The 23,235-nt window shown below is 65.2% G+C and carries 22 protein-coding genes; 15 read left to right on the top strand and 7 right to left on the bottom strand.

Features of this window, described 5'->3' with window-relative positions; genetic code table 11:
- The 4 genes from ACUY2Y_RS09420 to ACUY2Y_RS09405 all read left to right on the top strand — a co-directional run bounded on the left by ACUY2Y_RS09420 (position 1) and on the right by ACUY2Y_RS09405 (position 2,693).
- The gene (locus tag ACUY2Y_RS09420; protein ID WP_448325989.1) at positions 1-915 is read left to right on the top strand and encodes a hypothetical protein; all 915 of its coding nucleotides are present in this window, start codon (positions 1-3) and stop codon (positions 913-915) included.
- Between the two features lie 61 nt (positions 916-976).
- On the top strand, positions 977-1,792 hold the full coding sequence (gene proC / locus ACUY2Y_RS09415) for a pyrroline-5-carboxylate reductase (RefSeq protein WP_448325987.1): 816 nt from the start codon (positions 977-979) through the stop codon (positions 1,790-1,792).
- A gap of 237 nt (positions 1,793-2,029) precedes the next feature.
- Positions 2,030-2,221, top strand: coding sequence for a helix-turn-helix domain-containing protein (locus ACUY2Y_RS09410; RefSeq protein WP_076598083.1), 192 nt, complete (start codon positions 2,030-2,032; stop codon positions 2,219-2,221).
- A 370-nt stretch (positions 2,222-2,591) separates the two neighbouring features.
- On the top strand, positions 2,592-2,693 hold the full coding sequence (locus tag ACUY2Y_RS09405) for a 30S ribosomal protein bS22 (RefSeq protein WP_003855542.1): 102 nt from the start codon (positions 2,592-2,594) through the stop codon (positions 2,691-2,693).
- 67 nt (positions 2,694-2,760) lie between these two features.
- Here ACUY2Y_RS09405 and ACUY2Y_RS09400 read toward each other — a convergent pair whose 3' ends face one another.
- A complete protein-coding gene (locus tag ACUY2Y_RS09400) occupies positions 2,761-3,798 on the bottom strand; it encodes an HAD family hydrolase (RefSeq protein ID WP_448325984.1) in 1,038 nt (345 codons plus the stop codon).
- 98 nt (positions 3,799-3,896) lie between these two features.
- Between ACUY2Y_RS09400 and ACUY2Y_RS09395 the strand changes: the two genes are divergently transcribed.
- The 11 genes from ACUY2Y_RS09395 (at position 3,897) to ACUY2Y_RS09345 (ending at position 17,094) form a co-directional block, all read left to right on the top strand.
- Positions 3,897-4,163, top strand: a complete 267-nt coding sequence (locus ACUY2Y_RS09395; protein WP_448325982.1) for a glutaredoxin family protein — start codon at positions 3,897-3,899, stop codon at positions 4,161-4,163.
- Between the two features lie 139 nt (positions 4,164-4,302).
- Positions 4,303-5,673: a glutamyl-tRNA reductase gene (locus ACUY2Y_RS09390; protein WP_448326051.1), complete on the top strand. Its 1,371-nt coding sequence runs from the start codon at positions 4,303-4,305 to the stop codon at positions 5,671-5,673.
- A 47-nt stretch (positions 5,674-5,720) separates the two neighbouring features.
- The gene (hemC, locus tag ACUY2Y_RS09385; protein WP_448326049.1) at positions 5,721-6,599 is read left to right on the top strand and encodes a hydroxymethylbilane synthase; all 879 of its coding nucleotides are present in this window, start codon (positions 5,721-5,723) and stop codon (positions 6,597-6,599) included.
- Between the two features lie 196 nt (positions 6,600-6,795).
- Positions 6,796-8,520, top strand: coding sequence for a uroporphyrinogen-III synthase (locus tag ACUY2Y_RS09380; protein WP_448326048.1), 1,725 nt, complete (start codon positions 6,796-6,798; stop codon positions 8,518-8,520).
- 47 nt (positions 8,521-8,567) lie between these two features.
- Complete coding sequence (gene hemB, locus ACUY2Y_RS09375; protein WP_448325980.1) at positions 8,568-9,632, top strand: porphobilinogen synthase; 1,065 nt, start codon at positions 8,568-8,570, stop codon at positions 9,630-9,632.
- The gene (locus tag ACUY2Y_RS09370) at positions 9,629-10,267 is read left to right on the top strand and encodes a hypothetical protein (RefSeq protein WP_448325978.1); all 639 of its coding nucleotides are present in this window, start codon (positions 9,629-9,631) and stop codon (positions 10,265-10,267) included. The genes hemB and ACUY2Y_RS09370 overlap by 4 nt, the downstream gene beginning before the upstream one ends.
- 23 nt (positions 10,268-10,290) lie before the next feature.
- Positions 10,291-10,776 (top strand): hypothetical protein, encoded by a 486-nt coding sequence (locus ACUY2Y_RS09365; RefSeq protein WP_448325976.1) that lies wholly within the window; start codon positions 10,291-10,293, stop codon positions 10,774-10,776.
- 101 nt (positions 10,777-10,877) lie between these two features.
- Complete coding sequence (locus tag ACUY2Y_RS09360) at positions 10,878-13,787, top strand: heavy metal translocating P-type ATPase (protein ID WP_448325974.1); 2,910 nt, start codon at positions 10,878-10,880, stop codon at positions 13,785-13,787.
- A gap of 33 nt (positions 13,788-13,820) precedes the next feature.
- Positions 13,821-14,870, top strand: coding sequence for a uroporphyrinogen decarboxylase (gene hemE / locus ACUY2Y_RS09355; protein WP_448325972.1), 1,050 nt, complete (start codon positions 13,821-13,823; stop codon positions 14,868-14,870).
- Positions 14,870-16,267, top strand: a complete 1,398-nt coding sequence (locus ACUY2Y_RS09350; protein ID WP_448325970.1) for a protoporphyrinogen oxidase — start codon at positions 14,870-14,872, stop codon at positions 16,265-16,267. The genes hemE and ACUY2Y_RS09350 overlap by 1 nt, the downstream gene beginning before the upstream one ends.
- Before the next feature lie 35 nt (positions 16,268-16,302).
- Positions 16,303-17,094 carry a DedA family protein gene (locus ACUY2Y_RS09345; RefSeq protein ID WP_448325968.1) on the top strand — a complete coding sequence of 264 codons (792 nt, stop codon included), beginning with the start codon at positions 16,303-16,305 and terminating at the stop codon, positions 17,092-17,094.
- Positions 17,095-17,105: 11 nt separating this feature from the next.
- On the opposite strand, the gene ACUY2Y_RS09340 is transcribed toward ACUY2Y_RS09345, so the two are convergent.
- From ACUY2Y_RS09340 to ACUY2Y_RS09315, 6 genes are read right to left on the bottom strand one after another with little or no spacing between them, the layout of a single operon-like run.
- Positions 17,106-17,912, bottom strand: coding sequence for a trimeric intracellular cation channel family protein (locus tag ACUY2Y_RS09340; RefSeq protein ID WP_448325966.1), 807 nt, complete (start codon positions 17,910-17,912; stop codon positions 17,106-17,108).
- Between the two features lie 33 nt (positions 17,913-17,945).
- On the bottom strand, positions 17,946-19,178 hold the full coding sequence (galK, locus tag ACUY2Y_RS09335; RefSeq protein WP_448325964.1) for a galactokinase: 1,233 nt from the start codon (positions 19,176-19,178) through the stop codon (positions 17,946-17,948).
- Positions 19,175-20,284, bottom strand: coding sequence for a galactose-1-phosphate uridylyltransferase (galT, locus tag ACUY2Y_RS09330; RefSeq protein WP_448325962.1), 1,110 nt, complete (start codon positions 20,282-20,284; stop codon positions 19,175-19,177). Before galT ends, galK begins: the two co-directional genes overlap by 4 nt.
- Complete coding sequence (locus ACUY2Y_RS09325) at positions 20,285-20,599, bottom strand: hypothetical protein (RefSeq protein ID WP_448325960.1); 315 nt, start codon at positions 20,597-20,599, stop codon at positions 20,285-20,287.
- Positions 20,600-20,645: 46 nt separating this feature from the next.
- Positions 20,646-22,289 carry a sodium:solute symporter family protein gene (locus ACUY2Y_RS09320; RefSeq protein WP_448325958.1) on the bottom strand — a complete coding sequence of 548 codons (1,644 nt, stop codon included), beginning with the start codon at positions 22,287-22,289 and terminating at the stop codon, positions 20,646-20,648.
- A gap of 18 nt (positions 22,290-22,307) precedes the next feature.
- A complete protein-coding gene (locus ACUY2Y_RS09315; protein WP_448325956.1) occupies positions 22,308-23,213 on the bottom strand; it encodes an aldose epimerase family protein in 906 nt (301 codons plus the stop codon).
- Between the last annotated feature and the right edge of the window lie 22 nt (positions 23,214-23,235).

Raw genomic sequence — 23,235 nt, 5'->3', positions numbered from 1 at the left:
ATGGCTGATAAGCAACTGACCGTTGCCGAGCTGATGGCCCGGGCCCAGAAAGAAAACCCGGATGCCCAGCCTCGGCGACGTCGTCGTCGCAGCCTCGATGAGGGCGGTGTCTCCGTCGCCGAGCTGACCGGTTCGATGAAGAAGGTCGAGGTCCGCCTGGCTGATGTCAAGCACTCCTCCGACCCGATCGACGCCGAGCCCGCAAAGCCGGCGAAGCCCACCACCCCCGCTCCGGAGACCGAGAAGCCCGCACCGAAGGTGGAGAAGGTCGCTCCGAAGCCGGCCCCGAAGCCCACGCCGAGCACCCCCACGGCATCGTCGGTCAAGGTCGAGCCCGCTAAGCCTGCGCAGCCGAAGCTGAAGCCGCAGCCGCAGCCAGAACCGAAGCCGCAGCCAGAACCGAAGCTGAAGGACCCGGCCCCGACCAGCAGCAGCTTCAAGGCCGTCGCGCCGCAGCCGTCGAAGACGGAGCAGACGGGCCCGATCACCCAAGTGGTGATGTTGGATGAGACGGGTGAAGGGGACGTCGATAAGCGTGCGTCCTTGGCTGAGCCCTCCGAGGCGGAAGTCACGCAGGAAAGCCCGGTGGTGCGCGACGAGCATCTGCCGGAAGAGCCCGTGCGTGCGGATGAGGTGGCCGAGGACTACGAGGAAGACGCGAGCGTCAACCCGATTCTGCTCGTGCTGCTGGTGTTCGCGGGCCTGGTCGTCGGCGTGCTGATGTTCCTTGGCTTCCAGTACCTGTGGGAGTCGTTCAGCCCGATTCTCGTGGGGCTGCTGGCGGCCGCGGTCACGGGCGGCGTGGTGCTGCTCGTGCGCGCGATGAAGACGGGCCGCGATGCGCTGACGATGACGCTGGCCGCGATTGCAGGCGCCGCAATGACATTCGGCCCGGCGGCCGTGACGGTGCTTTAAGACCGGCGGCGCTTCGCCCCACGGTGGCCTGCTGCGGGGCTGCTGTGGCACCCTTGGGTGCATGAGCACCACAATCGCAGTTATCGGTGCCGGAAATATCGGGGAAGCCCTGATTTCCGGCCTTGTCAATTCCGGTGTCAACCCGGAGACCATCACGGCGACGAACCGCACGGAAGCGCGCCGCGAGGAGCTCACGCAGCGCTACGGCGTGATCACCACCGACGACAATGTCGAGGCGGTCACGGACGCGGAGGTGTGTTTTCTGTGCGTGAAGCCGTATGCGATCGCGGAGATGATCGAGGAATTGTCGGACGCGATCGCGGCGAATGACACGTCGACGGTCCTGGTGTCCATGGCGGCGGGCGTGACCCTCGATGCGATGTCGGAGGCGGTCTCGAGCGCAGGTACGCCGCTGGCGCGCGTCATGCCCAACACGCCGATGCAGGTGGGCAAGGGCGTGTGCGTCGTCTCCTTCGGCCGCTTCGTGGAAGAAGACCAGCGAGAGCTCGTCACGGATCTGCTGGGAGCTACCGGCGAGGTCGTCGTCGTTCCCGAGAAGCTTATCGACGCCGCATCTGCTATCTCCGGCTCCGGCCCCGCCTATTTCTTCATGATCGCGGAAGCACTTGAGGATTCGGCTGTCAGCCTTGGCTTGCCCCGTGAGACCGCCACGGCATTGGCGACCGCCACGGCTGAGGGTGCTGGCGCCATGCTTGCGCACTCCGGTAAGACGCCGGTGGAGCTTCGCGCAGGCGTGAGTTCCCCGGCGGGCACCACGGTGGCGGCGATCCGCGAGCTGGAGGAGTCCGGCGTGCGCGGGGCGTTCTACCGCGCGACCGAAGCTGCGGCATCGCGCGCCGGAGAGATTGGCAAGTAGCAAGTAGGGCCCCTCTCGGAAAATTTTTCGGCGCGGTGCCCGAGAAGCTATTTGTGCTGGCAGTGCAATTAGCGACACCAGTGAGCCGAGAAAGAACTGTGAAGAAAGTTAAAGTTTTCCGGCTTTTGAGTCGCATGTGACACGGGTTTCACGCTAGGCTGTTCTCGGCACGTGCGTGTACGTCCTGTGGGAGGGGAAGCCTACAGCGCGCCACAGTGCTGGAGGTTGATTAAACACATGGCAAATGAAGATAAAGGCAAGTTCCTGACCGTGGCCGAAGTCGCGGAAATCATGCGCGTTTCCAAGATGACGGTGTACCGCCTCGTTCACTCCGGTGAATTGCCGGCAGTGCGCGTGGGTCGCTCGTTCCGCGTGAACGAGACGGCTGTCAGCGAATACCTCGAATCCTCCGTCTACGACGTGGGATAAGCCCGTTATTTAGGGCTCATTTGCGGCGGTCCGCGCCGACATCCTGAAGAAATCGACCAGCCCTCGCGACGGCACTTTTTCGAAGTGCAGGTCAGGGGGTTTTTCCAGGTTCAGGCCTGGGGAGTGTGGTCGATTTTCTCACGGCATCTGGTGCGGGCCGCCGCTTTCGTCTGCCCGCAGGAGCAGGGCCCGGTTTTTGGTTTCGACCTGCCACAGCGGTAGAATTTTCGCAGTATTCGTGCCGTGCATCGAGATTTTCCTCGATTCTGGCCCGGGAGTGCACCCTGGGACGCGCCGCTGAACACGATGTTTCAGCCGGCGGATGCGGTAGGGAACTGTACGTACGACAGACGAAAAGTGAGGAAACCTAATGGGTTCTGTGATCAAGAAGCGCCGCAAGCGTATGTCCAAGAAGAAGCACCGCAAGATGCTTCGCCGTACCCGCGTTCAGCGTCGTAAGCTGGGCAAGTAAACCACGCCCAGAAGAAAAGCGCCCGATCTACTCCCTTTAAACCGAGGAGAAGGATCGGGCGCTTTTCTTATCGCTTGGAACGGCGGCGCCAGAAGAACGCACCGGCGGCGCCAGCGGCGAGTCCCGCGGGCAGCACCCAGCTGAACAGCAGACGGCGAACGGGGCGGTAGTCGCGGATGAGCCAGCCGTTCTCTTCGGCGTGCTTGCGCAGCTTGCTGTCCGGGTTGATCGCCACCGGCGTGCCCACCATGGACAGCATGGGAATGTCGTTGGCGGAATCGGAATATGCGGTGCACTCGGCCAGATCGAGGCCTTGAATGGCGGCGAGTGCGGCCACAGCGTGGGCCTTACCGGGGCCGTGGAGGATGTCACCGACGAGACGGCCGGTGAATTTCCCGTCCTTTTCTTCGGCGACGGTGCCCAGTGCGCCGGTGAAGCCCATCCGCGCGGCGAGGAACTGGCCGATCTGCACTGGGGTGGCGGAGACGAGCCAGACCTGTTCGCCGGCGGCGATGTGCATTCCGGCGAGCTCCCGGGTGCCGGCGTACGTCCGGTCGATCAGTCGGTCGTCGACGATGTCGCTGCACATTTCCTTCAGTGCGTCGACTTCCTGGCCTTTGACGAAGTTGAGCGCCATTTCGCGGCCTGAGCCCATGGCATCGGGCAGCTCCGAACCGAAGACGCGGTACTGGACCTGCGCGACGAGGTACGGGAAAATCTCGCCCAAGCTCAAGAATTTGCGGCGGAACAACTCGAAGCCGAGCAGGATCAGCGAGGAACCCTGGATCAGGGTGTTGTCCACGTCGAAGAAAGCGGCGGCGCTCGAGTGCTGCGGAATGTCAGGGTCGGGCGGGGTGAGCCGCATGCCGCCGGCATTCGCCGCGGCGCCGGACACAGAATCGACGCCCGTGGCGAACTGCTCGATGCCGATTCCGAAGGTCTCCTGGATCGCTGCTTCGGCGGCGGCTTCACCGGCGGCGCGCTGGTGGTCGTCGTCGATAGGCGGAAGCGCAGTCTCCTCGATGAAGCGGCGCAGATTGCCCCGTGAAATGGACCATTGTGCGAGGTAATCGCGGCCGGGGAGGGAACCGTTGTCGGGGCTCACGGCGGGGTGGTCTCCTTTGGAAGGGGGTGCGGGACAGGTAGCCTGATTAACCATCGTAAGCCTTCGCAGATGCGCATCGACGAGAAGGAGCCCCATATATGTCGCGCGGTGATACAGAACCCCAGTTGGTGGAAGTGATGGTCCGGCAGACCTGCGGTTCGTGCGCGCGCGTGGTGGAGCAGATCACCCCTGTCGTGAGTGCCGCCGGGGCACGGCTGGTGACGGTGGACGTGGACACCGACGACGAACTCGCGCTTGAGTACGGCGACCGGGTGCCGGTGATCGTCATCGACGGCGAGGAATTCGCCTGCTGGGAAGTGGATAATGATGAGCTCGCCGCAGAGCTGGAGGCACATCGCGGGTGACCCCGGAACGGCTGGGCGTTTGTGACCTGGTTGGATGCCGGGGGTAGTCTTTGGGTTGACTTGTGGCACGGTGCCTTTGCGCCGGATGCCCCAGTGAGCTGGTCTGGAGGAAGTTTTCGTGAGTGTTCTCGTGGTGGGCATGTCCCATCGCTCGGCGCCCGTTGCGCTGCTGGAGCGGCTGAGCATGGACGACGCCGTGCAGAACGAGGCCGGCGAGGTTTTCACGCAGCAGCCGAGCCTGTCTGAGGCGATGATCATCTCCACGTGCAACCGGCTCGAGGTGTACGCGGTCACGAATGCCTTCCACACGGGCGTCAACGACGTGCTGCGCGTGTTGGAGCGCTTCTCTGGCGTGGATGTCGCTGAGCTGCGCGGCTACCTGTACGTCCGCTACGCCGATGCTGCCGCCGAGCACCTCATGCGGGTCGCTTCCGGCCTGGACTCCATGGTGGTGGGGGAGCAGCAGATCATCGGGCAGGTGCGCGCGGCCTACCAAGATGCGGCGGAGCGCGGCACGATCGGCCCGGCGCTTCATGCGCTGGCGCAGTCGGCGCTGCACACCGGCAAGCGCATCCACACCGAGACGGCGATCGACGATGCCGGGGCGTCCATGGTGACCTTCGCGCTCGATGAGGCGATGAAGGCGATGGGTGCGGACACCCTCGAGGGGAAAACAGCGCTCGTGCTCGGCGCAGGCGCGATGTCGTCGCTCGCGGCGACGAATCTGGGCAAGCGTGGCGTGAGCCGGCTCATCCTGGCTAACCGCACCCGCTCCCGCGCGGAGCGCCTCGCTGAGCACGCGCGCGAGGCAGGCGTGGCCGCGGAGGTGGTCGATTTCTCGGCGCGGGCGGGCGCGTTGTCGCGCGTGGATATCGCTGTCTCCGCCACGGCGAGCGACGGCTTCACGCTCACGGCTGAAGACATTTCGGGTCCGGCGACACTGGTGGATTTGTCGCTGCCACGCGATATCGACGACGCGGTGGGGAAGCTGGACGGCGTCACCTTGATCAATATCGAGGCTTTGCATGCGAAGCTCGCAGACGGCGATGTCAATCCGGGCTCGACCGAGGAAGGCAGCGTGGCGCGCCGCCGCGCGGAGGAGATCGTCGCGCAGGAGATCGCCAATTTCAGCGGCGAGCAGCGCGTGCGCGATGTCGCGCCGATGGTCAAACAGCTGCGCGTCAATGCGGCGCAGACCGCGAAAGCGGAGCTGGATCGGTTGCGCTCGCGTTTGCCGCAGCTCGACGAGGACGAATTTGAAGAGGTCTCCCGCACGGTCAAGCGCGTGGTGGACAAGCTTCTTCACCAGCCGACAGTGAAGATCAAGGAGCTCGCGGCGTCGCCCGATGAGGTCAGCTACGAGATCGCCATCGAGGAATTATTCGGGCTCACCGGCGGCAAAGACACGACGACAGGGTTAGCCAGAGGCGACGCGACCGGCATCAAGTCCGCGGGCAGATTCGAGAAGAATTCGCTGTCCGGGTTCTGCGAGAAAGGAAACGAGCAGTGACGAACGCGAACGAGACCACGGTTGAGAAAGACAACGCTGGGCAGCGGATATTGCGCGTGGCCACGCGCGGTTCCAAGCTCGCGCAGACCCAGGCGGGGCACATGCGCGATGCGCTTATCGACGCCGGGTACCCCGCCGAGCTCACCATCGTCACCACCGCGGGCGACCTGAGCCAGGCGCCGGTGGAGCGCATCGGCGTCGGGGTGTTCACCACGGCGATCCGACAGGCGGTATTCGATAACGAGGCGGACGTGGCCGTTCACTCGTTCAAGGACTTGCCGACGGCGGATGAGCCGCGCACGCACCTGGTGATTCCGGCACGCGAGGACCGTCGTGAAGCGCTGATCGCTCGCGACGGGATGAAGCTTGCGGACCTGCCGGAGGGTGCGAAGGTGGGAACGTCTGCGCCGCGGCGCATCTCCCAGCTCAAGGCGATGCGCCCGGACCTGGATATCCGCCCGTTGCGCGGCAATATCGATTCGCGCATGGGACGTGTCACCAGCGGTGAGCTCGACGCAGTGGTGTTGGCCTTCGCGGGTCTGACCCGAGTGGGACTGGGCGGAAAAGCCACGCAGGTCTTCGACCCGGCTGAGTTCATGCCGGCGCCAGCCCAGGGTGCGTTGGCTGTGGAGTGCAGGGCAGACGACGAGTACGCGAGGGCGGCCGTCGATAAGCTTGTCAGTGCTCAGGACACGAAATGCGCGATGGCCGAGCGGACGGTGCTCGCTGAGCTCGAGGCGGGCTGCACAGCGCCGGTCGCTTCGAGTGCGACGATCGACGGGGAGCAGATCACGCTGCGTGGCGGCGTATTCGCGTTGGACGGTTCCGCGCAGCTCGTCGAGGAAGCAACGGGCACCGACCCGGTCGAGCTCGGCCGCGAGGTGGCGAAAAAGCTTTTCGACGGCGGCGCCGCCCGCTTCCTCTAAACGCCGTTTCCCGCGGTAATTTCTTGAAATCGCGCTACTAAATTAAGGTGTAGTTACCATACGCCGTCAGCGCCGCTTCCCATCTGGTCCCCCTTGCGTGTTTCCGGGGGTCTCAAGCAGGCGCGATGCGCACCTTTGTAAGTAAGAATTGTCGCGATCTGCCTAGAAAAGATTTGAGTCAATGACGAGTGCTGCCATGCCGCTTTCCGCGGACGAAAACGCGTCTGCAACCTCTGTGGAGGTGAACGTGCCGAAGGGGAAAGTGATTTTCGTCGGTGCAGGTCCGGGCAACCCGGATTTGCTCACTATTCGCGCCCGCGAAGTTCTCGAGCGCAATGCCGTCGCAGTGGTCGACCCGGCCGTCTCCGCTGGTGTGCGGGAGGTCGTCGGTGCCGGTCTGCCCGTGCCGGAGGACAAGCGGAAGGCCGCGGAGAAGGCCTACGAGGAAATGTGCGCGAAGGCGAAGGAAGCGGGAGCCCGACGCAAGCCGCCGCGCCCGGCGGGCCCGACGGCTGCGGAACTCAGCGACGCCGCGCCGCAGGGCGAAGGCATTGTCGCCCCGCTGGAAACCGCGCTGGGTGAGGCAGCTGCCGCCATCGACCGCGGGGAAGCGGGCGACGGTGATGTGATCCGTCTAGTGGCGGGCAACCCGCTGACCCGCAACGCGATCATGGAGGAGATCTCCGCCGTGGCCGCTGCCGGCCTGGAATTCCAGGTCGTGCCGGGCATGTCCCTGCCGTCGACCGTGCCGTCTTTCGCCGGCATCGGTCTCGGTTCCACGTACACGGAGGCCGACCTGGGCAATGAGCCTGTGGACTGGGACGGCCTGGCTGCCGCCCCGCAGCCGCTGGTTCTCCAGGGCGAGGCCCGCCACCTGCCGGTCATCGCTGATGAGCTCACCGCGCGCGGATATGCGCCGACGACGCCGCTGACCGTCACTGTCAATGGCACGACGCGTCTGCAGCGCACATTCGACGCGACGCTGGGGACAGTGGGCAAGCTCGACGCAGACCTGGACGGCACCCTCGTGGTCACCATCGGCACCGCTGTGGACGACCGCTCGAAGTACTCCTGGTGGGAGAACCGCCCGCTGTACGGCTGGCGCGTGCTCGTCCCGCGTGCAAAGGAGCAGGCGGGGCCGATGAATGCCCGCCTGACCTCCTACGGCGCGATCCCGCAATCCGTGCCGACGATCTCGATGGAAGCCCCGCGCAACCCGGCCCAGATGGACCGTGCGATCAAGGGCATCGTCGAGGGCCGCTACCAGTGGATCGTGTTCACGTCCGTCAACGGTGTGAATGCCGTGTGGGACAAATTCGAGGAGCTGGGCTTGGACGCGCGCTCATTCGCAGGCGTGCACCTCGCGGCCGTGGGCGGCAAGACCGCCGACGCGATCCGCGCCCGCGGCATGTTCCCGGAGCTGCTCCCGCACCGCACGAAGCAGAACGCGCAGGGTCTCGTGGATGTCTTCCCGGAATATGTCGAGGAGATCGACCCGGTGGGACGCGTGCTGCTGCCGCGCGCCGATATCGGCACCGATGTGCTTGTCGACGGCCTGCTGGAGAAGGGCTGGGAGGTCGACGACGTGGTCGCCTACCGCACCGTCCGCGCCGCGCCGCCCGCACCGGAAGTGCGCGACATGATCAAGACCGGCGGCTTCGACGCCGTCTGCTTCACCTCGGCATCCACGGTAAAGAACCTCGTGGGTATCGCGGGCAAGCCGCACGCGCGCACCATCATCGCGTGCATCGGCCCGATGGCCGCGGCAGAGGCGAAGGAGCAGGGGCTGCGTGTCGACGTCGTGCCCGAGGTCGCTGACGTGCCCTCGCTTGTCGACGCTTTGGCCGAGCATGTCGCCGGACTCCGCGCCGCAGGCCAGTTGCCGCCGCCGCGCAAAAAGCGTCGCTCGCGTCGTTCCTAAAACTGCATTCGGTCAGCCATTTTTGCCTGCACCCCGAAGTTCCTAATATGGGGTGCGTGTCTGATTCAGCTTTGAACCCCCAGAATGCTGGTCCCGTGCGTCGTCCGCGTCGGCTGCGCCGCAGCCCCGTGATGCGCGCGATGGTCGCCGAGACCCAGCTGCACCCGACGGATTTCATCCTGCCGCTGTTCATCGCCGACGATTTGGGCGAGCACGGCGAGCGTCGCGAGATCCCCTCGATGCCGGGCGTCTACCAGCACAGCATGGACTCCCTGGTGGAGATCTGCCGCGAAGCAGTCGACCTCGGCATTCCCTGCGTGGACCTGTTCGGTGTGCCGCTCGACGAGGACAAGGACGCGGAAGGCTCCCAGGCCTGGGCCGCTGACGGCATTTTGAACCGTGCGCTTGCCCGCCTACGCGCAGAATTCGGCGAGGACCTGCTGATCATGGCCGACACCTGCCTGGACGAATTCACCGACCACGGCCACTGCGGCGTCGTGGTCACTGACGCCCACGGCAACGATGTGGTGGATAACGACGCCACGCTGCCGCTCTACGCCAAGATGGCGGTCTCGCAGGCGGAAGCCGGCGCGCACATTGTCAGCCCCTCGGGAATGATGGACGGCCAGATCGAGGTCATCCGTGAAGCACTCGATAACGCTGGCTACCAGGATGTGGCCATCATGGCCTATTCCGCGAAATACGCCTCGGCGTTCTTTGGGCCGTTCCGCGATGCCGTCGGCTCCTCGCTGACCGGCGACCGCCGCACCTACCAGCAGGACCCGGCGAATATTCGCGAGTCCCTGCTCGAGGTGGAGCTCGACCTCGCAGAAGGCACGGACTTCGTCATGGTCAAGCCCGCCCTGCCGTACTTGGACGTGCTGGCCAAGATCGCGGAAATGTCCCCTGTGCCAGTGGCGGCCTACCAGGTCTCCGGCGAGTACGCGATGATCCAAGCTGCCGGCGCCAACGGGTGGACTGACCGCGATGCCACCATGATGGAGGCGCTTAAGTCCATCAAGCGCGCTGGTGCCGACCAGATCTTCACCTACTTCGCCCTCGACGCGGCACGCATTCTCACTGGCCGCGAGGACAAGGCGGGGCAGCGATGACCGTGCCTAATCCCGGAATGATGCCGGTGGGAAATGCGGGGGACAAGGGGGCGTCGACAAGCGGAAAGCGTGACGCGCACGACCCGCACAAACCCCCGGAGGCCGTGCGCTACCTGCTTCTTGCGTGGGCGGTCATGATCGGCGCCGAGCTCGTGCACCAACTCTTCGGCGTGGCCATGGCGCTGCTTGATCCGACGGCGCTGATGGAATCCGCGCGCGAGGCGAATAAGTCCGTCGGTGGCGCGGAAGCCGTGAGCGACGACCAAGTCAAGCTGATCGTCTACATCGCGATCGTGCTGATGGGGCTGTTCGCGCTCGCCGTTGTCTTGCTGCTTGCGCTGGCGCTGAAAGCGATCGCGCGGCGGAAGAAATGGGCCCAGAATGCCACCATGCTGCTGACGGTGTTCTCCGGCTATTTCCTGCTGCGCATGATCACCGTCTTCCTCGTCGTTGGCGCGCATACCGACGGGATTCCTACTGCGGTGGTGGCGCTTGACGGCATCATCCAGATCATCGCCGGTGTCGCCGGAATCTGCGGCCTCATCTTCGCCCAGCAGGACGAAGCCAAGAAGTGGATTGCCAAGCAAGATGCTAAAGGCGGACGCGGCCATCATAATGATTCCAGTCCTGTTTGAACCTGATCGGAAGTCACACGACCATGGCCGGAATGTTCCCCACGATGCTCAGCCACCCGGACGACGCGAACCGTCGCAGCTCTGCCGGGCAGGCTGGCGATGAATGGCCGCGGCCGCTACAGATCGGCTTCTACCTGATCTGCGCCGCGGCTGTACTCATGTTGCTCAGCGCAATGACCCTGCTCAGCCAGGGCCTTCCCGACGGGATCGACGAATCCCTGCGCGGGTATTTCATGACCAATATGCGCGTCGCTGCTTTCGGCAACATCATCTTGGCCGTGCTGCTGGTCTCCGCCGCGTCGTTCTTCCGCCAGGGCAGCCGCTCCGCGCGCCGCTGGGCCAGCGTGTTCATCGGCTTGGCGCTCTTTCTCAACCTGGCTGCATTTTTGACGAAGGTTCTCTCGCTCTGGGCGGCCATGTCCATCGTCATTGCGCTGGCTTTCGGCCTGTTCTTCACCTTCCGGCCGGACTCCAACGCGTTCGTGGATAAGATGAGCCCGCGATTTTAATGTCGCTCTGCGAGCCCACAATGCGGGGTTGGGGGAGCGAACAGTGTTGACCGACTAAAGACGAATTGATCATGGCCGAGCACGGAAAGGGGTGAGACGACATGGCACACAGCGAAGACGACATCCGCGACCCGGACACCAGCGGATTTTTAGGCAAGGAATCGATCCGCCAGACAGCGGAAAATGCCGAAATTGCTGCGAATACCAGCACGATCGGCCCAGACTCCGACCGCTCCGACAACTCCGATGACTCCGACAACGCCGAGACCTCCGGCGACGGGGAGCAAGACAACGCTGAAGATAGCGGGGACTTCGCTACTTACGACGACAAAGACTCGGCGTCTGCCCCGGCGGAGCCGGAGGAAGCGACCGGCAATTATGAAGTCGCTGAAGGGATCGATTCCGCTGATTCATCGGAGTCGAGCGCGCTGGGCCGCTCCATCGAGGACGCGCACGAGGCCGCGCGCAAGGCGGGCTTCGCCATCGGCGACGAGCCGGACAGCTCGGACCACTCCGGGTGGGCGGCTGTCGGTGTCGGTGACCTGCCGGACCGCCCGCACGTCTCTTACTCGTTCTTGCTCGAGGACCTTCCTGCTGTTCCGGACGTGAACGAAGTCGAGGAGGCGGTGGAAGAACTCGACGGAGTCCAGTGCCGCATTGTCTACCCCAGTTCCACCGCGTGGGTGACGGCGCCGGACACGATGAGCCCCATGGTGATCTTGGAGGCCATCGCCGCCCAAGGAATCTCAGCGACGATGTCGGAGACGTCCCTGCTGCGTTATGCGGCGCGGGCGCAGACAGCCGAGCACCATACCCGCCGCAAGCCGGTAAAGGACATGCCCAGCCGCATGCGCCGGCGCCGCCGCCTGGCCGCCCGCTCGATGGATAAGGCGCGCCGGGCAGGATACGGCCAGCCCCGGCAGGAGCACAAGCACGACGACGTGCTGTACACCGCCCGCGACCTGGTCACCCCGGCGCGCATGTGGTTGGCGCTGGTGCTCACCATCCCGGTGCTGGTGATGGCGTATTTCGAACCGGCGCAATTCGACGGCTGGCAGTGGGTGTCGCTGGCGTTGGCCACCCCGGTTGTCACGTGGTGCGCATTGCCGTTCCACCGCGCGATGCTCGGCGGTGTGCGGCGCGGCATCGCGGCGCTCGACGGCGCGAGTTCGACCGCGGCGATCATCGCGTATGTGTGGTCGGCCGCGGTCATCGCATTCGCTCCGACGGGCCATCGCGGCTGGCATTCCACATTCTCCTGGTTCGCCTTCGCGCCGGGCACGGCCGACGGCCCGGAGCTCTTCCTCGATGTCGCCTGCGGCATCACGACGCTGCTGCTCATCGGGCGGCGGTACTCGATCCGCGCGCGCACATTGCTTATCGACGAACTCACCGACGCCACTGTCTCTCCCGACACCGAGTACATCCGCATCAGTAAAAGGCGCGGCGGCGCGGACTGTGCCGAGGAGATGATCCCGGTCTCGGAGATCAACCGCGGCGATGACATTGTCGTGCATGCGGGGGAGACCATCCCGGTGGACGGCAAGATCATGGGTGGCCGTGCACTGCTGGAGCCGGGCTTGATCGACGTGCACGAGCCGATGGACGTCAAGGTCGGTTCGGTCGTCTACTCCGGAACCGTGATCCGCGAGGGCGAGATCAAGGTTCGTGCGCAGCGCACCGGCCACGCCACCCGTTGGCAGGCGGTGCACCACTGGCTGACCGATGTGGAGCGCCGCCAGCGCTACGCGTCCGTGCAGTACGCCCGCGCAGCGGCGCTGCTTTTGCCGGTGGCGATGACCGTGGCGTTTTTCAGTTTCATCCTGTGGGGTTTGATCGCCCAGGATTACAACGCCGCGTTACGCACCGCTTTGGCGGTGCTGTCCGGTGTCGCCCCGCCGGCGCTCGCCCTGTCACCGGCTCTGGCGCGGCGGTTGGGTGTCGAGTCCGCCGCCCGCAACGGCATTCTCGTGCGCGACGGCGAGACGCTGCGCGCACTGGAAGATGTGGACACAGTCGTGTTCAACCGTGTGGGTACGCTGGCGAAACCGAAGATGTTCATCGAGTCCGTCACGGCCCTGGAAGGGGAGAGCGAGGAAATGGTGCTGCGCATCGCCGGTGCGCTGTCCATGGAATCGTCCCACCCGGCGTCCCGCGCTCTGGTGCACGGGGCGCGTGAGGCTCGTTCCCAGTCGGATGATGACCCGCATATGCCTGTGCGCTACGAGCTGGTCCACATGGACCAGCACCCCAGCGGCGACATGGCGGGCAGGATCTCGATGATCTATGTCGACGAGGAAGGCCACGAGACTGCCACCCAGGTGGATGCGCAGCTGTGGCGTCCAGTGAACTTGTCCAACCTGCACGGCGCTTTGGCCGTGGCGGCCACATCCGGCGGCACCCCTGTGGTGGTGAGTTGGAAGGGCAAGAACCGTGGCGTGATTACGCTGTTCGACCCGTTCAAGGACGATGCCGATGCAGCTGTCATGGCCCTGGAGTCACGCGGGCTGGAGACGGTGATGCTCACACGCGACACGTATCCCGTCGCGCGTCGCTATGCCGATTACCTGGGTGTGTCCACGGTGCTGGCCGGCATCATGCACGACCGCAAGCCGGGCGCGATCCGCAATCTCCGCGCGGGCGGTGCGCGCGTGGCTGCGGTCGGCGATAACACCATCACGGATGCGCTGCGGGCGGCGAATGTCAGTTTGATGTACGCCACCGCCGACGATATTGAGACCGGTCAGCAGCGCCGCCGTAGGCTGTCTGCGGTCCTGTTGCGCAACGACGTCATGGCGGTGCCGCAGTTGATCGTTCACGCGCAGCGCGTCGGCGCGATCATCGACCGGAACCAGGTTCTGGCATGGGGATACAACATCGCGGTGCTCGTCGCCGCGGTGGCCGGTGTGATCCCGCCGATCGTCGCGACGGTGCTCATGCTCGGTGCCTCCTTGCTCATCGAAGTGCTGTCGATGCGTGCGCGACGTTTCCCCCGGATCAACCGGTTGTGACACCTGTGGCACCGATGGGCCACAATGGACTGCATGACCCGACGTGAGCTGAATCAAGCCCCCATTGTGGAGGCCGCTTATGGCCGCACGCCGTCGCGAACCCCGGTGTGGTTCATGCGGCAGGCTGGCCGTTCCCTACCGGAATACCGCGAAGTGCGCGAAGGCATCGCCATGCTGGACTCGTGCTTCATGCCGGAGCTGCTCGCGGAGATCACGCTGCAGCCGGTGCGCCGCCACGATGTGGATGCCGCGATTCTGTTCTCCGATATCGTCGTGCCGCTCAAGGCTGCCGGCGTGGACGTGGAGATCGTGCCGGGCCGCGGCCCGGTGATGAGCACACCGATCCGCACGAAGGAGGATGTGGCCAACCTGCCGGTCCTCGACCACGAGGTCGATGAGGTCGCTCAAGGCATCAGCCACATTCTCGACGAGCTGAATGACGCCCAGGCGCTCATCGGTTTCGTGGGCGCGCCGTTCACGCTGGCCAGCTACCTCGTCGAGGGTGGGCCGAGCAAGAACCACGAGAAGACCAAAGCCATGATGCACGACCATCCGGACACGTGGCACGAGCTGATGCGCCGCCTGGTGCCCACGATCACGGCGTTCTTGCGCACGCAGGTCACTGCGGGCATCGACGCGATGCAGCTCTTCGATTCCTGGGCAGGCTTCCTCACCGAGGCCGATTACCGCCGCCACGTGCTGCCGTATTCCACGGAGATCCTGGAAACCGTCGCGGGCGAGATCCCCCGCATTCACTTCGGCGTGTCCACGGGCGAGCTGCTCGGTGCCATGTCGGAGGCGGGAAGCGAGGTCATGGGCGTCGATTGGCGTGTTCCGCTCGACCGCGCCGCGGAGCGTTTCGCGTCGCCGCGCGTACTGCAGGGCAACCTCGATCCGGCGATGCTCTTTGCCGGTGCGGACGTCGTCCGCGAGGAGGTCGTACGGATCAAGGCCGAGGCCGCTCGCGCGATTGAGGCTGGCACCGCCACGGGCCATATCTTCAACCTCGGCCACGGCGTGCTGCCCACCACTGATGCTGAGGCCATCACCGAAGCTGTGCGCATTATTCACGAGGAGAGCTAATGAAAATCGCCATTATCGGCGCAGGACTCGCTGGACTCACCGCCGCGTACGAACTCCGCGGTACGGATACGAAGGTCGATGTCTACGAAGCCACCGACCGGATCGGCGGCAAGCTGCACACCGTCGCCTTCGAGGGCGGCCCGACGGACATGGGTGCCGAAGCGTTCATGGCGCGGCGCCAAGACGCAGTGGATTTCTTCACCGAGCTCGGCCTGAAAGATTCGCTGGTGGAGCCGTCCGGCCTGCGTTCGCTCGTGTGGGTCGATGGGCAAGCGCGCCAGCTGCCCACCGGCGGAATCATGGGCATCCCGGGGAGCTCGGAGAGCGTCGCGCATCTCGTGTCCGACGAAACAGCGAAGCTTATCGACGAAGAATCCTCCCACCCCGGCTTCACCTGGCCCGCGGAAGGCGACCTGAATGTCGGCGCGCTAGTGCGTGAGCGCTACGGCGACGAGGTGGTGGACAATATCGTGTCTGCGCTACTCGGCGGAGTGTATTCCTGCACAGCCGACGACCTTGGCGTGCGTGCGACGATCCCGCAGCTGGCCGCTGAATTCGACCGCCTCGCCGCCGAATCGCCAGACCGCACCGTCCACCTGTCCACCGCGGTGCAGAACTTGGAAGAACAGCAGGCCAAAAAGCGCAAGGAGCTGCCCACCGGCCACGGTGCCGTGTTCAACGCCTTCCGCGACGGCTATCAGGAGGTCTACGAGACCCTGGCGGAGAAATCCGGTGCGGATATCTACATCGACGCGTTCATCTCCGCGATCGAGCGGGTCGAAACTGGCTTCCGCCTCAAAGGCGGCCAGGACACCGTCTACGACCACGTGATCCTCGCGGTCCCGGCACCGACGGCAGCTCTCTTGCTCAAGCAGATCGCACCGGAGGCATCCACGACGCTGTCTGGAGTGAAGCTGGCTAATTCGGTCGTGGTGGGCATGCGCTTTGCCACCGACGAGGGCCTTCCGGAGAATTCCGGGGTCCTCGTCGCCACCGGTGCCGGGGACGTGAAAACCAAGGCGTTCACCTTCTCGTCGCGCAAGTGGCCGCACCTTGCAGAGCGCGGCGGCGCGCTCGTCCGGGCGAGCTTCGGCCGCTTCGGCGACGATATCGCCATCCGCGCCGACGAGGACGACCTCGTCGACTGGGCACTCGATGACCTCGCCACCATCACCGGTTTCGGCGGCCGCGAAGCAGGACTGGAGGAGATCTACGTCCAGCGCTGGTTCGGTGGTCTCCCACGCTTCGATGAGAGGCATGTGCAGGTGGTGGCGGACGTCGAGAAGCAGCTTGCTGATGTCGACGGAATCTCCGCCACCGGTGCCTGGGCCGGTGGCGTCGGCGTGCCCGCGGTGATCGCGCATGCACGCAAGGTGGCGCAGGCGCTGGCGCGCTGACACTTCGCGGCATCGACGCGGTAGGTTAATGAACCATGTCGTCGACCAGCAACGAAGAACACCAGCCGATACCGGGACACGAACCAGCTGATCAGCCTGCAAATCAGCCCACCGGCGGTGAGCCTGCCGCCAACGAAGCGGAACGCGAATGGTGGGAAGAACCCGGCATGCCGTGGAATTCCAAGCCCACCAAAGAGGACTACTGGTGCCTGGGCTGGTTCGGCTTCGTCGGCATCTTCGGCTTGGCGCTGATCCCACTGCGCGCGTGGCTGCTGGGCCTGGAACCGCCCATCCTGCTGGCGCTGACCGGCTCCCGCATCGGCGCCGCGTCCACGGGTGCGCTCGCCTCGATCGGGGAGGCCTCAGGCTGGATCTGGTACGTGCTCATCGGCTCGCTCATGGCGATCAAATTCGACTGGGTTTACTGGTGGGCCGGCAAGCTCTGGGGCCGCGGCATGCTCGAGGTGCAGGCGGAGAATTCCCCGCGCATGGGCAAGAATATCGACCGGGTTGAACGCTGGTTCCACAAACTCGGCTGGCTGGCCATCTTCCTCGCCTACCTGCCCATTCCGCTGCCGATCAAGTTCGTCGTGCTCGTTCTCACCGGCGCGACGGGCATGCCGTGGCAGAAGATGCTCCTCCTCGACTTTTTGTCCAAGACCGCGTGGACGCTGCTGTACTTCTGGCTCGGTTGGATGATCGGCGACCCCGTCGTCTACGTGCTCGAGCAGTACGCGAAGGTCGCCAACTGGATCGCGATCGGCCTGCTGATCTTCGTCTTCATCGGCATCTTCCGCCGCCAGTCGAAGAACGAGTCGAAGGCCTAGCCACCGCCGTGCTACCGGCTCGCGGCGGTGGGGGAGGTGCCGGCGCGTTCGAGGACCTCGTCGTGGAGATAGATGCGGATGAGGTTCAGGACGTCTTCGTCCTTGGCACCGGCGATTGCGTCTGCAATATTCGTCACCGAGTCATCGGGGGACATGTTCAACTCGGCGGCGATGCGGCGGTCGAGGGAGCGTTCGGTACGTGTCGGCTGGTGGGTGCGGGCGGTGCTGACCCAGTAGACGGTCATGGACAGCACTGAGGCGGCCACCGAAGAAATCAGCATGCCGATCCACGCTTTGACCCCGAAGTGCGTGAAGCCTAGCGTCATCGCGCCGGCGAGCAGCGAAGGGAAGACGAGCATCTTCTGCGACGTGAAAAGTGCCGGGATCTTGCCCAGCACCACGTCGCGGACGAGCGCGCCGCCTGTGGAGGTGATCACGGCGAGCAGGAGTGCGGCGATCCACGACAGATCGTTGACGATCGCGTGGGTCGCGCCCACCACCGACCACACACCGACAGTGACCACGTCGAGGTAGAAGCGGACCTGGTCCCACAGCGCGCCCTCAATTTGGACGAAGAAGGCGATCGCGGCGCCGATGACCGCGATGATGAGATACCAGGGGGATTGGAGGGCGGCAGCCGGACCGTTGCTGAGCAAGCAGTCGCGGATGAGGCCGCCGGCGAGGGAAGAGATCAGGGCGATGAAGCCGAAACCGACCACATCGAAGTTCATGTTCTTGGCCACTGACCCGCCGACCATGGCGGCGAGCAGGACACCGGTGTATTCGAGGATGTAATAAAAAGTGCCGAAGTCATTCACCCCGGCGATCCTAAAAGACCGCCGGGGGCTTAGCTACAGATGCAGCTGGACGTGCCGGGCACCGTCCTGGGCACTCGTGGCGTAGATCGTGGGCACAGGGAAACCGCCGGCGTGGGTGGCCTTTTCAATGGCGGCGGCGACAGCTTCGGTGCGGTCATCCGGGCACAGAGCGATGATGGAGCCGCCGAAGCCGCCGCCGGTGATGCGGGACCCGATGGCACCGGCGCCAACTGCAGCGCGGACGGCGGTCTCGAGGGCGGCGGGGACGATCTCGTAGTCATCGCGAAGCGATACGTGGCTGTCATTCATCAGTTCGCCGAAACGCTCGATATCGCCGGCTTTGAGCGCCGCGACGGCCTCGATGGTGCGGGCGGTCTCGGAGTGGACGTGGCGCACACGGCGGCGCACCACCTCGGGGTCGTTGCCGAGGGCCTCGTCGGGGTTCTCAGCGGCCCAGGAAACGGCGCGCTCGACCACGTCATCCTCACGGAAGGTGCAGGAGAGGGCGGCTGCGGCGGCGTCGATAAGCCCGCGCCTGGAGCTGTATTCGCCGGTGGCGTGGGAGTGTTCGACGCGGCTGTCGGAGACAAGCAGCGTGTAGCCCTCGAGCGCGCACGGCACCTGCTCGTGGGTGCCGTCGAGGAAGTCGAGGGCCAGTGCGTAGCCCGCGCGGCCGCGCACGACTGCGTTCTGGTCCAGCCCGCCGGTATTTGCGCCGACGTAGAAATTCTCCGCGCGCATCGTCGCGGCGATGAGGTCCTCGTCGCTGGTGCCCAGCTCATACAGGTCGCGGGCGGCGGTGCCGACGGCGCACTCGAGTGCCGCGGAGCTGGACAGACCCGAACCGAGCGGGACGTCGGAGACCACCGCGATATCCATCCCGCCGGCGCCCAGAGCGTGGACCGTGCCCGCGATGTACCCGCGCCAGTCGGGCACGATGCCGGGCTGGGCGTCGGGGGCGTTGGCGGCGGCGTCGAGGTCAGCAAGCGTGACAGAGGCATCGAGCAGCTCGCCGTTCGGTGCCTGCGACAGCATATGCAGGACACCGTCGGAACGCTTGCGCGCGGCGACTGCGGTGGCCATCGTGGTGGCGAACGGCAGGCACACGCCGAAGGCGTAGTCGACATGGTCGCCGATCAAATTCACGCGGCCCGGGGCGACCCAGGTGCCGGTGGCCTCCGCCGCATCGGGGCCGGCCTGTTCGACGAGGAAGTCGCGGGCAGCGGCGGCGAGCTCTTCGGGCGAACGGGTGGCGGGAACGATCATGTGTAGTGCTCCTTGATGGTGGCGGCGATGGTCTCTGGGGTGGTGTCGTTGATCCACGCACCCATGCCGGACTCGCTGCCGGCGAGGTACTTCATGCGGTTCGGCGAACGCATCAGCGAGAACAGCTGCAGGTGGAAGCGGCCGTCGGCGGGCGTATCGACGGGCGCCTGGTTCCACGAAGCGATGTACGGCGTGCGGTCCACGCCCTCGAAGAACTGGTCGACGGCGGCGAAGAGCCTGTGGCAGATTCCCGCCAGATCATCCCGTTCTTCCTCGGTGAGCTCGGCGAAATTCGGCACGGCGCGTTTCGCCATCACCATGACCTCCAGCGGCCATTTCGCGGCGGCGGGAGTGAATACGCAAAAGTGCTCGGAATCGTCGATCACGCGGGTGGCGGCGCGCAATTCGGCGGCGAGGAGGTCGTCGAAAAGCTCGGTGCCGTGCGCTTTGCGGTGCTCACGCGCGTGCCGGGCGATCGCGGCGGTGCGTGGCGGCACGAAGGGGTAGGAGTAGATCTGCCCGTGTGGGTGGTGCAGTGTCACACCGATTTCCTCCCCGCGGTTTTCAAAGGGGAAGACGGCCTTCACCTCGTCGATGGCGGAAAGTTCGGCGGTGCGGTGGGCCCAGACGTCGATAAGCATGCGCTTGCGCTCGAGCGGAAGGTCCGTGAACGAGCCGTCCGCGTCGGGCGTGAAACACACGACCTCGCAGCGGGAGAGCGCCGGAGCGCGCTGGAAGAGGTCCTCGCCGTCGACGCGCGGATCGTAATCGTCCGCGATCGTTTGGCGCATGCTTAACGACGGAAACCGGTTCTCGAACACCGCCACCTGGTAATCCGCCTCCGGGATCTCGCTCGGCTTCTGGCCCGGGCGCGTCGGCGCCAACGGGTCCTCATTCGCCGGCGGGAGGAATGTGCGGTTCTGGCGGTGCGCGGCGTAGATCGCCCATTCGCCCGTCAACGGGTCGCGGCGCAGCCACGACTCGGTTTCCACCTGCGGCAAGCCGCGCTCATCGACGGCGGTGCGGTCGGGGGTGCCGGGCTCGTCGAAATAGATGAGCTCGCGGCCGTCGGACAGTCTCGTGCGGGTGATCTTGAGATTGCTCATTTAGTCGGTGGCTTCCAAAGTCTCGGGGTCGAAGGAGATCGGACGGAACCGTGCCCACACGAAGAAGATCGCCGCGGACACGGCCAGCGCGATGCCCACCCACAGGTTATCGCTCGCGTTCTTCGCGGCGCCGGTGTCGGCATTCACCCCCGGGTCGAGAAAGAAAGAGCAGATGATCAGGACGATGCCGTAGAAGCCCAGCAGTGCGCCGATGACATTGCGGATATCAAAGGCGTCGGTGGCTGAATTCACCTCCGGCTGGTCGGGCTGTGGTGTATTCGCGGAGTCGTGCCCGCGGGAAATCGAAGTAGTCATGCGAATCAAATCCTTTGCTTGATGGGGAATCTGCGGCCGCGGGAGGTCACAGGAACACCAGGTTCAAGGCCACGACGAGGACACCGGCGATGATGCCCAGCGGGACGGTGCGCTGGAACCAGGGGAGGGCAGCCTCGGAGGCGTCGACAAGCTGGTCCTGCGGGGTGACGCTGCGAACGAAACCGACGAGCTCCTTGTCCGGCTTCGGCGCGGTGAACATCGAGACAATGACACTGACGGCGATATCCACGACGAATGCCAGCGAAGCAGCGACGAATGCGGTGCCCTGGCCCGGCAGTGTGACCACGGGGTTCTCGCCAAGGGACAGCGCCCAGAAGCAGATCGCTGCAGCGGTGCCGGCGACCAGGCCGGACCAGCCAGCATGCGGTGTCATGCGCTTCCAGAACATACCGAGGATGAACGTGGCGAACAGCGGGGCGTTGAAGAAGCCGAACAACGTCTGCAGGTAGTCCATGATATTGCCGAAATTCGCGGCCAGCAGCGCGGTGAACACGGCGATCACGGTCGCACCCACGGTGGCCAGGCGGCCGACGCGCAGGTAGTAGTCGTCCTCTTTGTCCTTGACCACGTAGGTCTGCCACAGGTCGTAGCTGAACACGGTGTTGAACGACGAGATATTCGCAGCCATGCCCGCCATGAACGCTGCGAGCAGGCCAGCGATGCCGACACCCAGCAGGCCGTTCGGGAGCAGATCCCGCATGAGGTACAGCACGGCGTCATTCGGGTTGGCGGCCCCCTCCATGATCGGGGTCACCAGGACGGAAGCGATCATGCCGGGCACGACCACGATGAACGGGATGAACATCTTCGGGAACGCGCCGATGATCGGGGTCTTGCGGGCCGAAGCGAGCGAATCGGAGGCCATAGCGCGCTGCACCTCGACGAAGTTCGTGGTCCAGTAACCGAAGGACAGCACAAAGCCCAGACCGAAGACGATGCCCACCACGGACCACACCGGATGCTCGAAGCCGGACAAGCCCTGCCCCGGCCATGCGGAGAAGTGCGTCGGGTCGTTGATCTGCTCCTTCAGGCCGTTCCAGCCGCCGACGTGGCGCAGGCCGATGATGGTCAGCGGCAGCAGGGCGGCGACGATGACGAAGAACTGCAGGACCTCGTTGTAGATCGCCGCGGACAGGCCGCCGAGCGTGATGTACGCCAGAACGATCACGGCGGCGACGACGAGCGTGGCCCACAGTGGCCAACCCAGTAGTGCCTCAACGACAGTGGCCAGAAGGAACAGGTTCACACCGGCGATGAGAAGCTGCGCGATCGCGAAGGACAGCGCGTTGACGAGGTGCGCCGCGGGGCCGAAGCGCTTGAGCATGAACTCCGGCACGGAGCGGACCTTGGAGCCGTAGTAGAACGGCATCATCACAATGCCCAAGAAGATCATGGCGGGCACGGCGCCGATCCAGAAATAGTGCATGGTCTGCACGCCGTATTCCACACCGTTGGCGGACATGCCGATGATCTCCACCGCACCCAAGTTGGCGGAAATGAAGGCCAGGCCGGTGATCCACGCGGGCAGGCCGCGGCCGGAAAGGAAGAAGTCGATGGAGGACGACACTCCCCGTTTCGCAGCCCAGCCAATGCCTAAGACAAAGACGAAGAAGACTGCGACGAGCAGGTAGTCGACCCAGGAGGCATCGAGCCGCAAGGCTGTATCCATGTGCAGGGGACTCTCTTTCTAGTTTTCGGAAGTGATGGCCCGCACCGACCAGCCCACCGTGAGGCGGGCGCCGGGGTCGAGCACGGTCAGGCCCTCGCCGGTGGCGAGGGCATTCGGGGGAGCGGTCATCGGTTCGACGGCCACATGGCGTTCCGGGGAGGTGAAGATCTGGGTCCACGGCAGATTCGCCGTGGCGGCCAGCTCCACGCCGGTCCCGGAGGCGTTCACCAACCGCGCGATGCGGGGCTGGTCGGCGACGGGGTCGAAGCCGGCGTCGTCAAGCCACATATCGCGCATCCGGATGGGACTGTGCGGCCAGGGCTCGCGCGCCCCGGCGGGGATGTTGTACTCATTCAGCGGCTGACGCTCGGCGATGGTGTGGTGCAGGGTGCACTCGTCGAGCGGCGCCCCTTGCGCATCCAGGTAGGTGTGCACGCCGAGCGCGCACGGCGCCGGTTCATCCGCGAGGTTCACCGCAGTCATGGATGCCTCGAGACCGGAATCGGTAAGCGCGTAGTGCACGGAGAGCTCGATCGGCCACGGCCAGCCGGGCTCGGGTCCGAGAACTGTGCGTAATGTCACTTCGTCCGGTGCCGTTTCGGGGGCATTTTCTGTCTGCGGGGCATGGATTTCGAAAAGTCGCTTCAGCGTGAAGCCGTGCAGGGCGTGGCCCAGCGACGGCTCCGTCACCGCGAGTTCGCGCCGCGTTCCGCCGAAGACATAGGTCGCGTCGGCGACGCGGTTCGGCCACGGCGCAAGCACGACATTCGCGGCTTGCGGCGGGTGCGTGCCCTGCGCAAAAGTGCGCAGCAGCGGGCGCGAGTCCACCGTCAGTTCGCGCACAGCAGCGCCCGATGCGGAGACTGTTGCCCTCACCGCGCCGCGGCAAAGCGTTATTTCAGGGACCGAATGGTCAACATCCATACGCGGAATTATCCGCCCGTAT

It is taken from the genome of Corynebacterium sp. 20-84, assembly GCF_053479455.1.
This window is presented reverse-complemented; position numbering and strand designations above follow the sequence as displayed.

Bases quoted from the DNA above. Each gene is read 5' to 3' on its own strand.
- ACUY2Y_RS09370 (WP_448325978.1), top strand. From the start codon at position 9,629: ATGACCGTGCCTAATCCCGGAATGATGCCGGTGGGAAATGCGGGGGAC.
- ACUY2Y_RS09380 (WP_448326048.1), top strand. From the start codon at position 6,796: ATGCCGCTTTCCGCGGACGAAAACGCGTCTGCAACCTCTGTGGAGGTG.
- ACUY2Y_RS09325 (WP_448325960.1), bottom strand. From the start codon at position 20,599: ATGACTACTTCGATTTCCCGCGGGCACGACTCCGCGAATACACCACAG.
- ACUY2Y_RS09315 (WP_448325956.1), bottom strand. From the start codon at position 23,213: ATGGATGTTGACCATTCGGTCCCTGAAATAACGCTTTGCCGCGGCGCG.
- ACUY2Y_RS09345 (WP_448325968.1), top strand. From the start codon at position 16,303: ATGTCGTCGACCAGCAACGAAGAACACCAGCCGATACCGGGACACGAA.
- ACUY2Y_RS09360 (WP_448325974.1), top strand. From the start codon at position 10,878: ATGGCACACAGCGAAGACGACATCCGCGACCCGGACACCAGCGGATTT.
- galT (WP_448325962.1), bottom strand. From the start codon at position 20,284: ATGAGCAATCTCAAGATCACCCGCACGAGACTGTCCGACGGCCGCGAG.
- ACUY2Y_RS09395 (WP_448325982.1), top strand. From the start codon at position 3,897: ATGTCGCGCGGTGATACAGAACCCCAGTTGGTGGAAGTGATGGTCCGG.
- ACUY2Y_RS09320 (WP_448325958.1), bottom strand. From the start codon at position 22,289: ATGGATACAGCCTTGCGGCTCGATGCCTCCTGGGTCGACTACCTGCTC.
- ACUY2Y_RS09365 (WP_448325976.1), top strand. From the start codon at position 10,291: ATGGCCGGAATGTTCCCCACGATGCTCAGCCACCCGGACGACGCGAAC.
- hemB (WP_448325980.1), top strand. From the start codon at position 8,568: ATGGGGTGCGTGTCTGATTCAGCTTTGAACCCCCAGAATGCTGGTCCC.
- hemE (WP_448325972.1), top strand. From the start codon at position 13,821: ATGACCCGACGTGAGCTGAATCAAGCCCCCATTGTGGAGGCCGCTTAT.
- ACUY2Y_RS09350 (WP_448325970.1), top strand. From the start codon at position 14,870: ATGAAAATCGCCATTATCGGCGCAGGACTCGCTGGACTCACCGCCGCG.
- ACUY2Y_RS09410 (WP_076598083.1), top strand. From the start codon at position 2,030: ATGGCAAATGAAGATAAAGGCAAGTTCCTGACCGTGGCCGAAGTCGCG.
- ACUY2Y_RS09420 (WP_448325989.1), top strand. From the start codon at position 1: ATGGCTGATAAGCAACTGACCGTTGCCGAGCTGATGGCCCGGGCCCAG.
- ACUY2Y_RS09390 (WP_448326051.1), top strand. From the start codon at position 4,303: ATGTCCCATCGCTCGGCGCCCGTTGCGCTGCTGGAGCGGCTGAGCATG.
- galK (WP_448325964.1), bottom strand. From the start codon at position 19,178: ATGATCGTTCCCGCCACCCGTTCGCCCGAAGAGCTCGCCGCCGCTGCC.
- ACUY2Y_RS09405 (WP_003855542.1), top strand. From the start codon at position 2,592: ATGGGTTCTGTGATCAAGAAGCGCCGCAAGCGTATGTCCAAGAAGAAG.
- proC (WP_448325987.1), top strand. From the start codon at position 977: ATGAGCACCACAATCGCAGTTATCGGTGCCGGAAATATCGGGGAAGCC.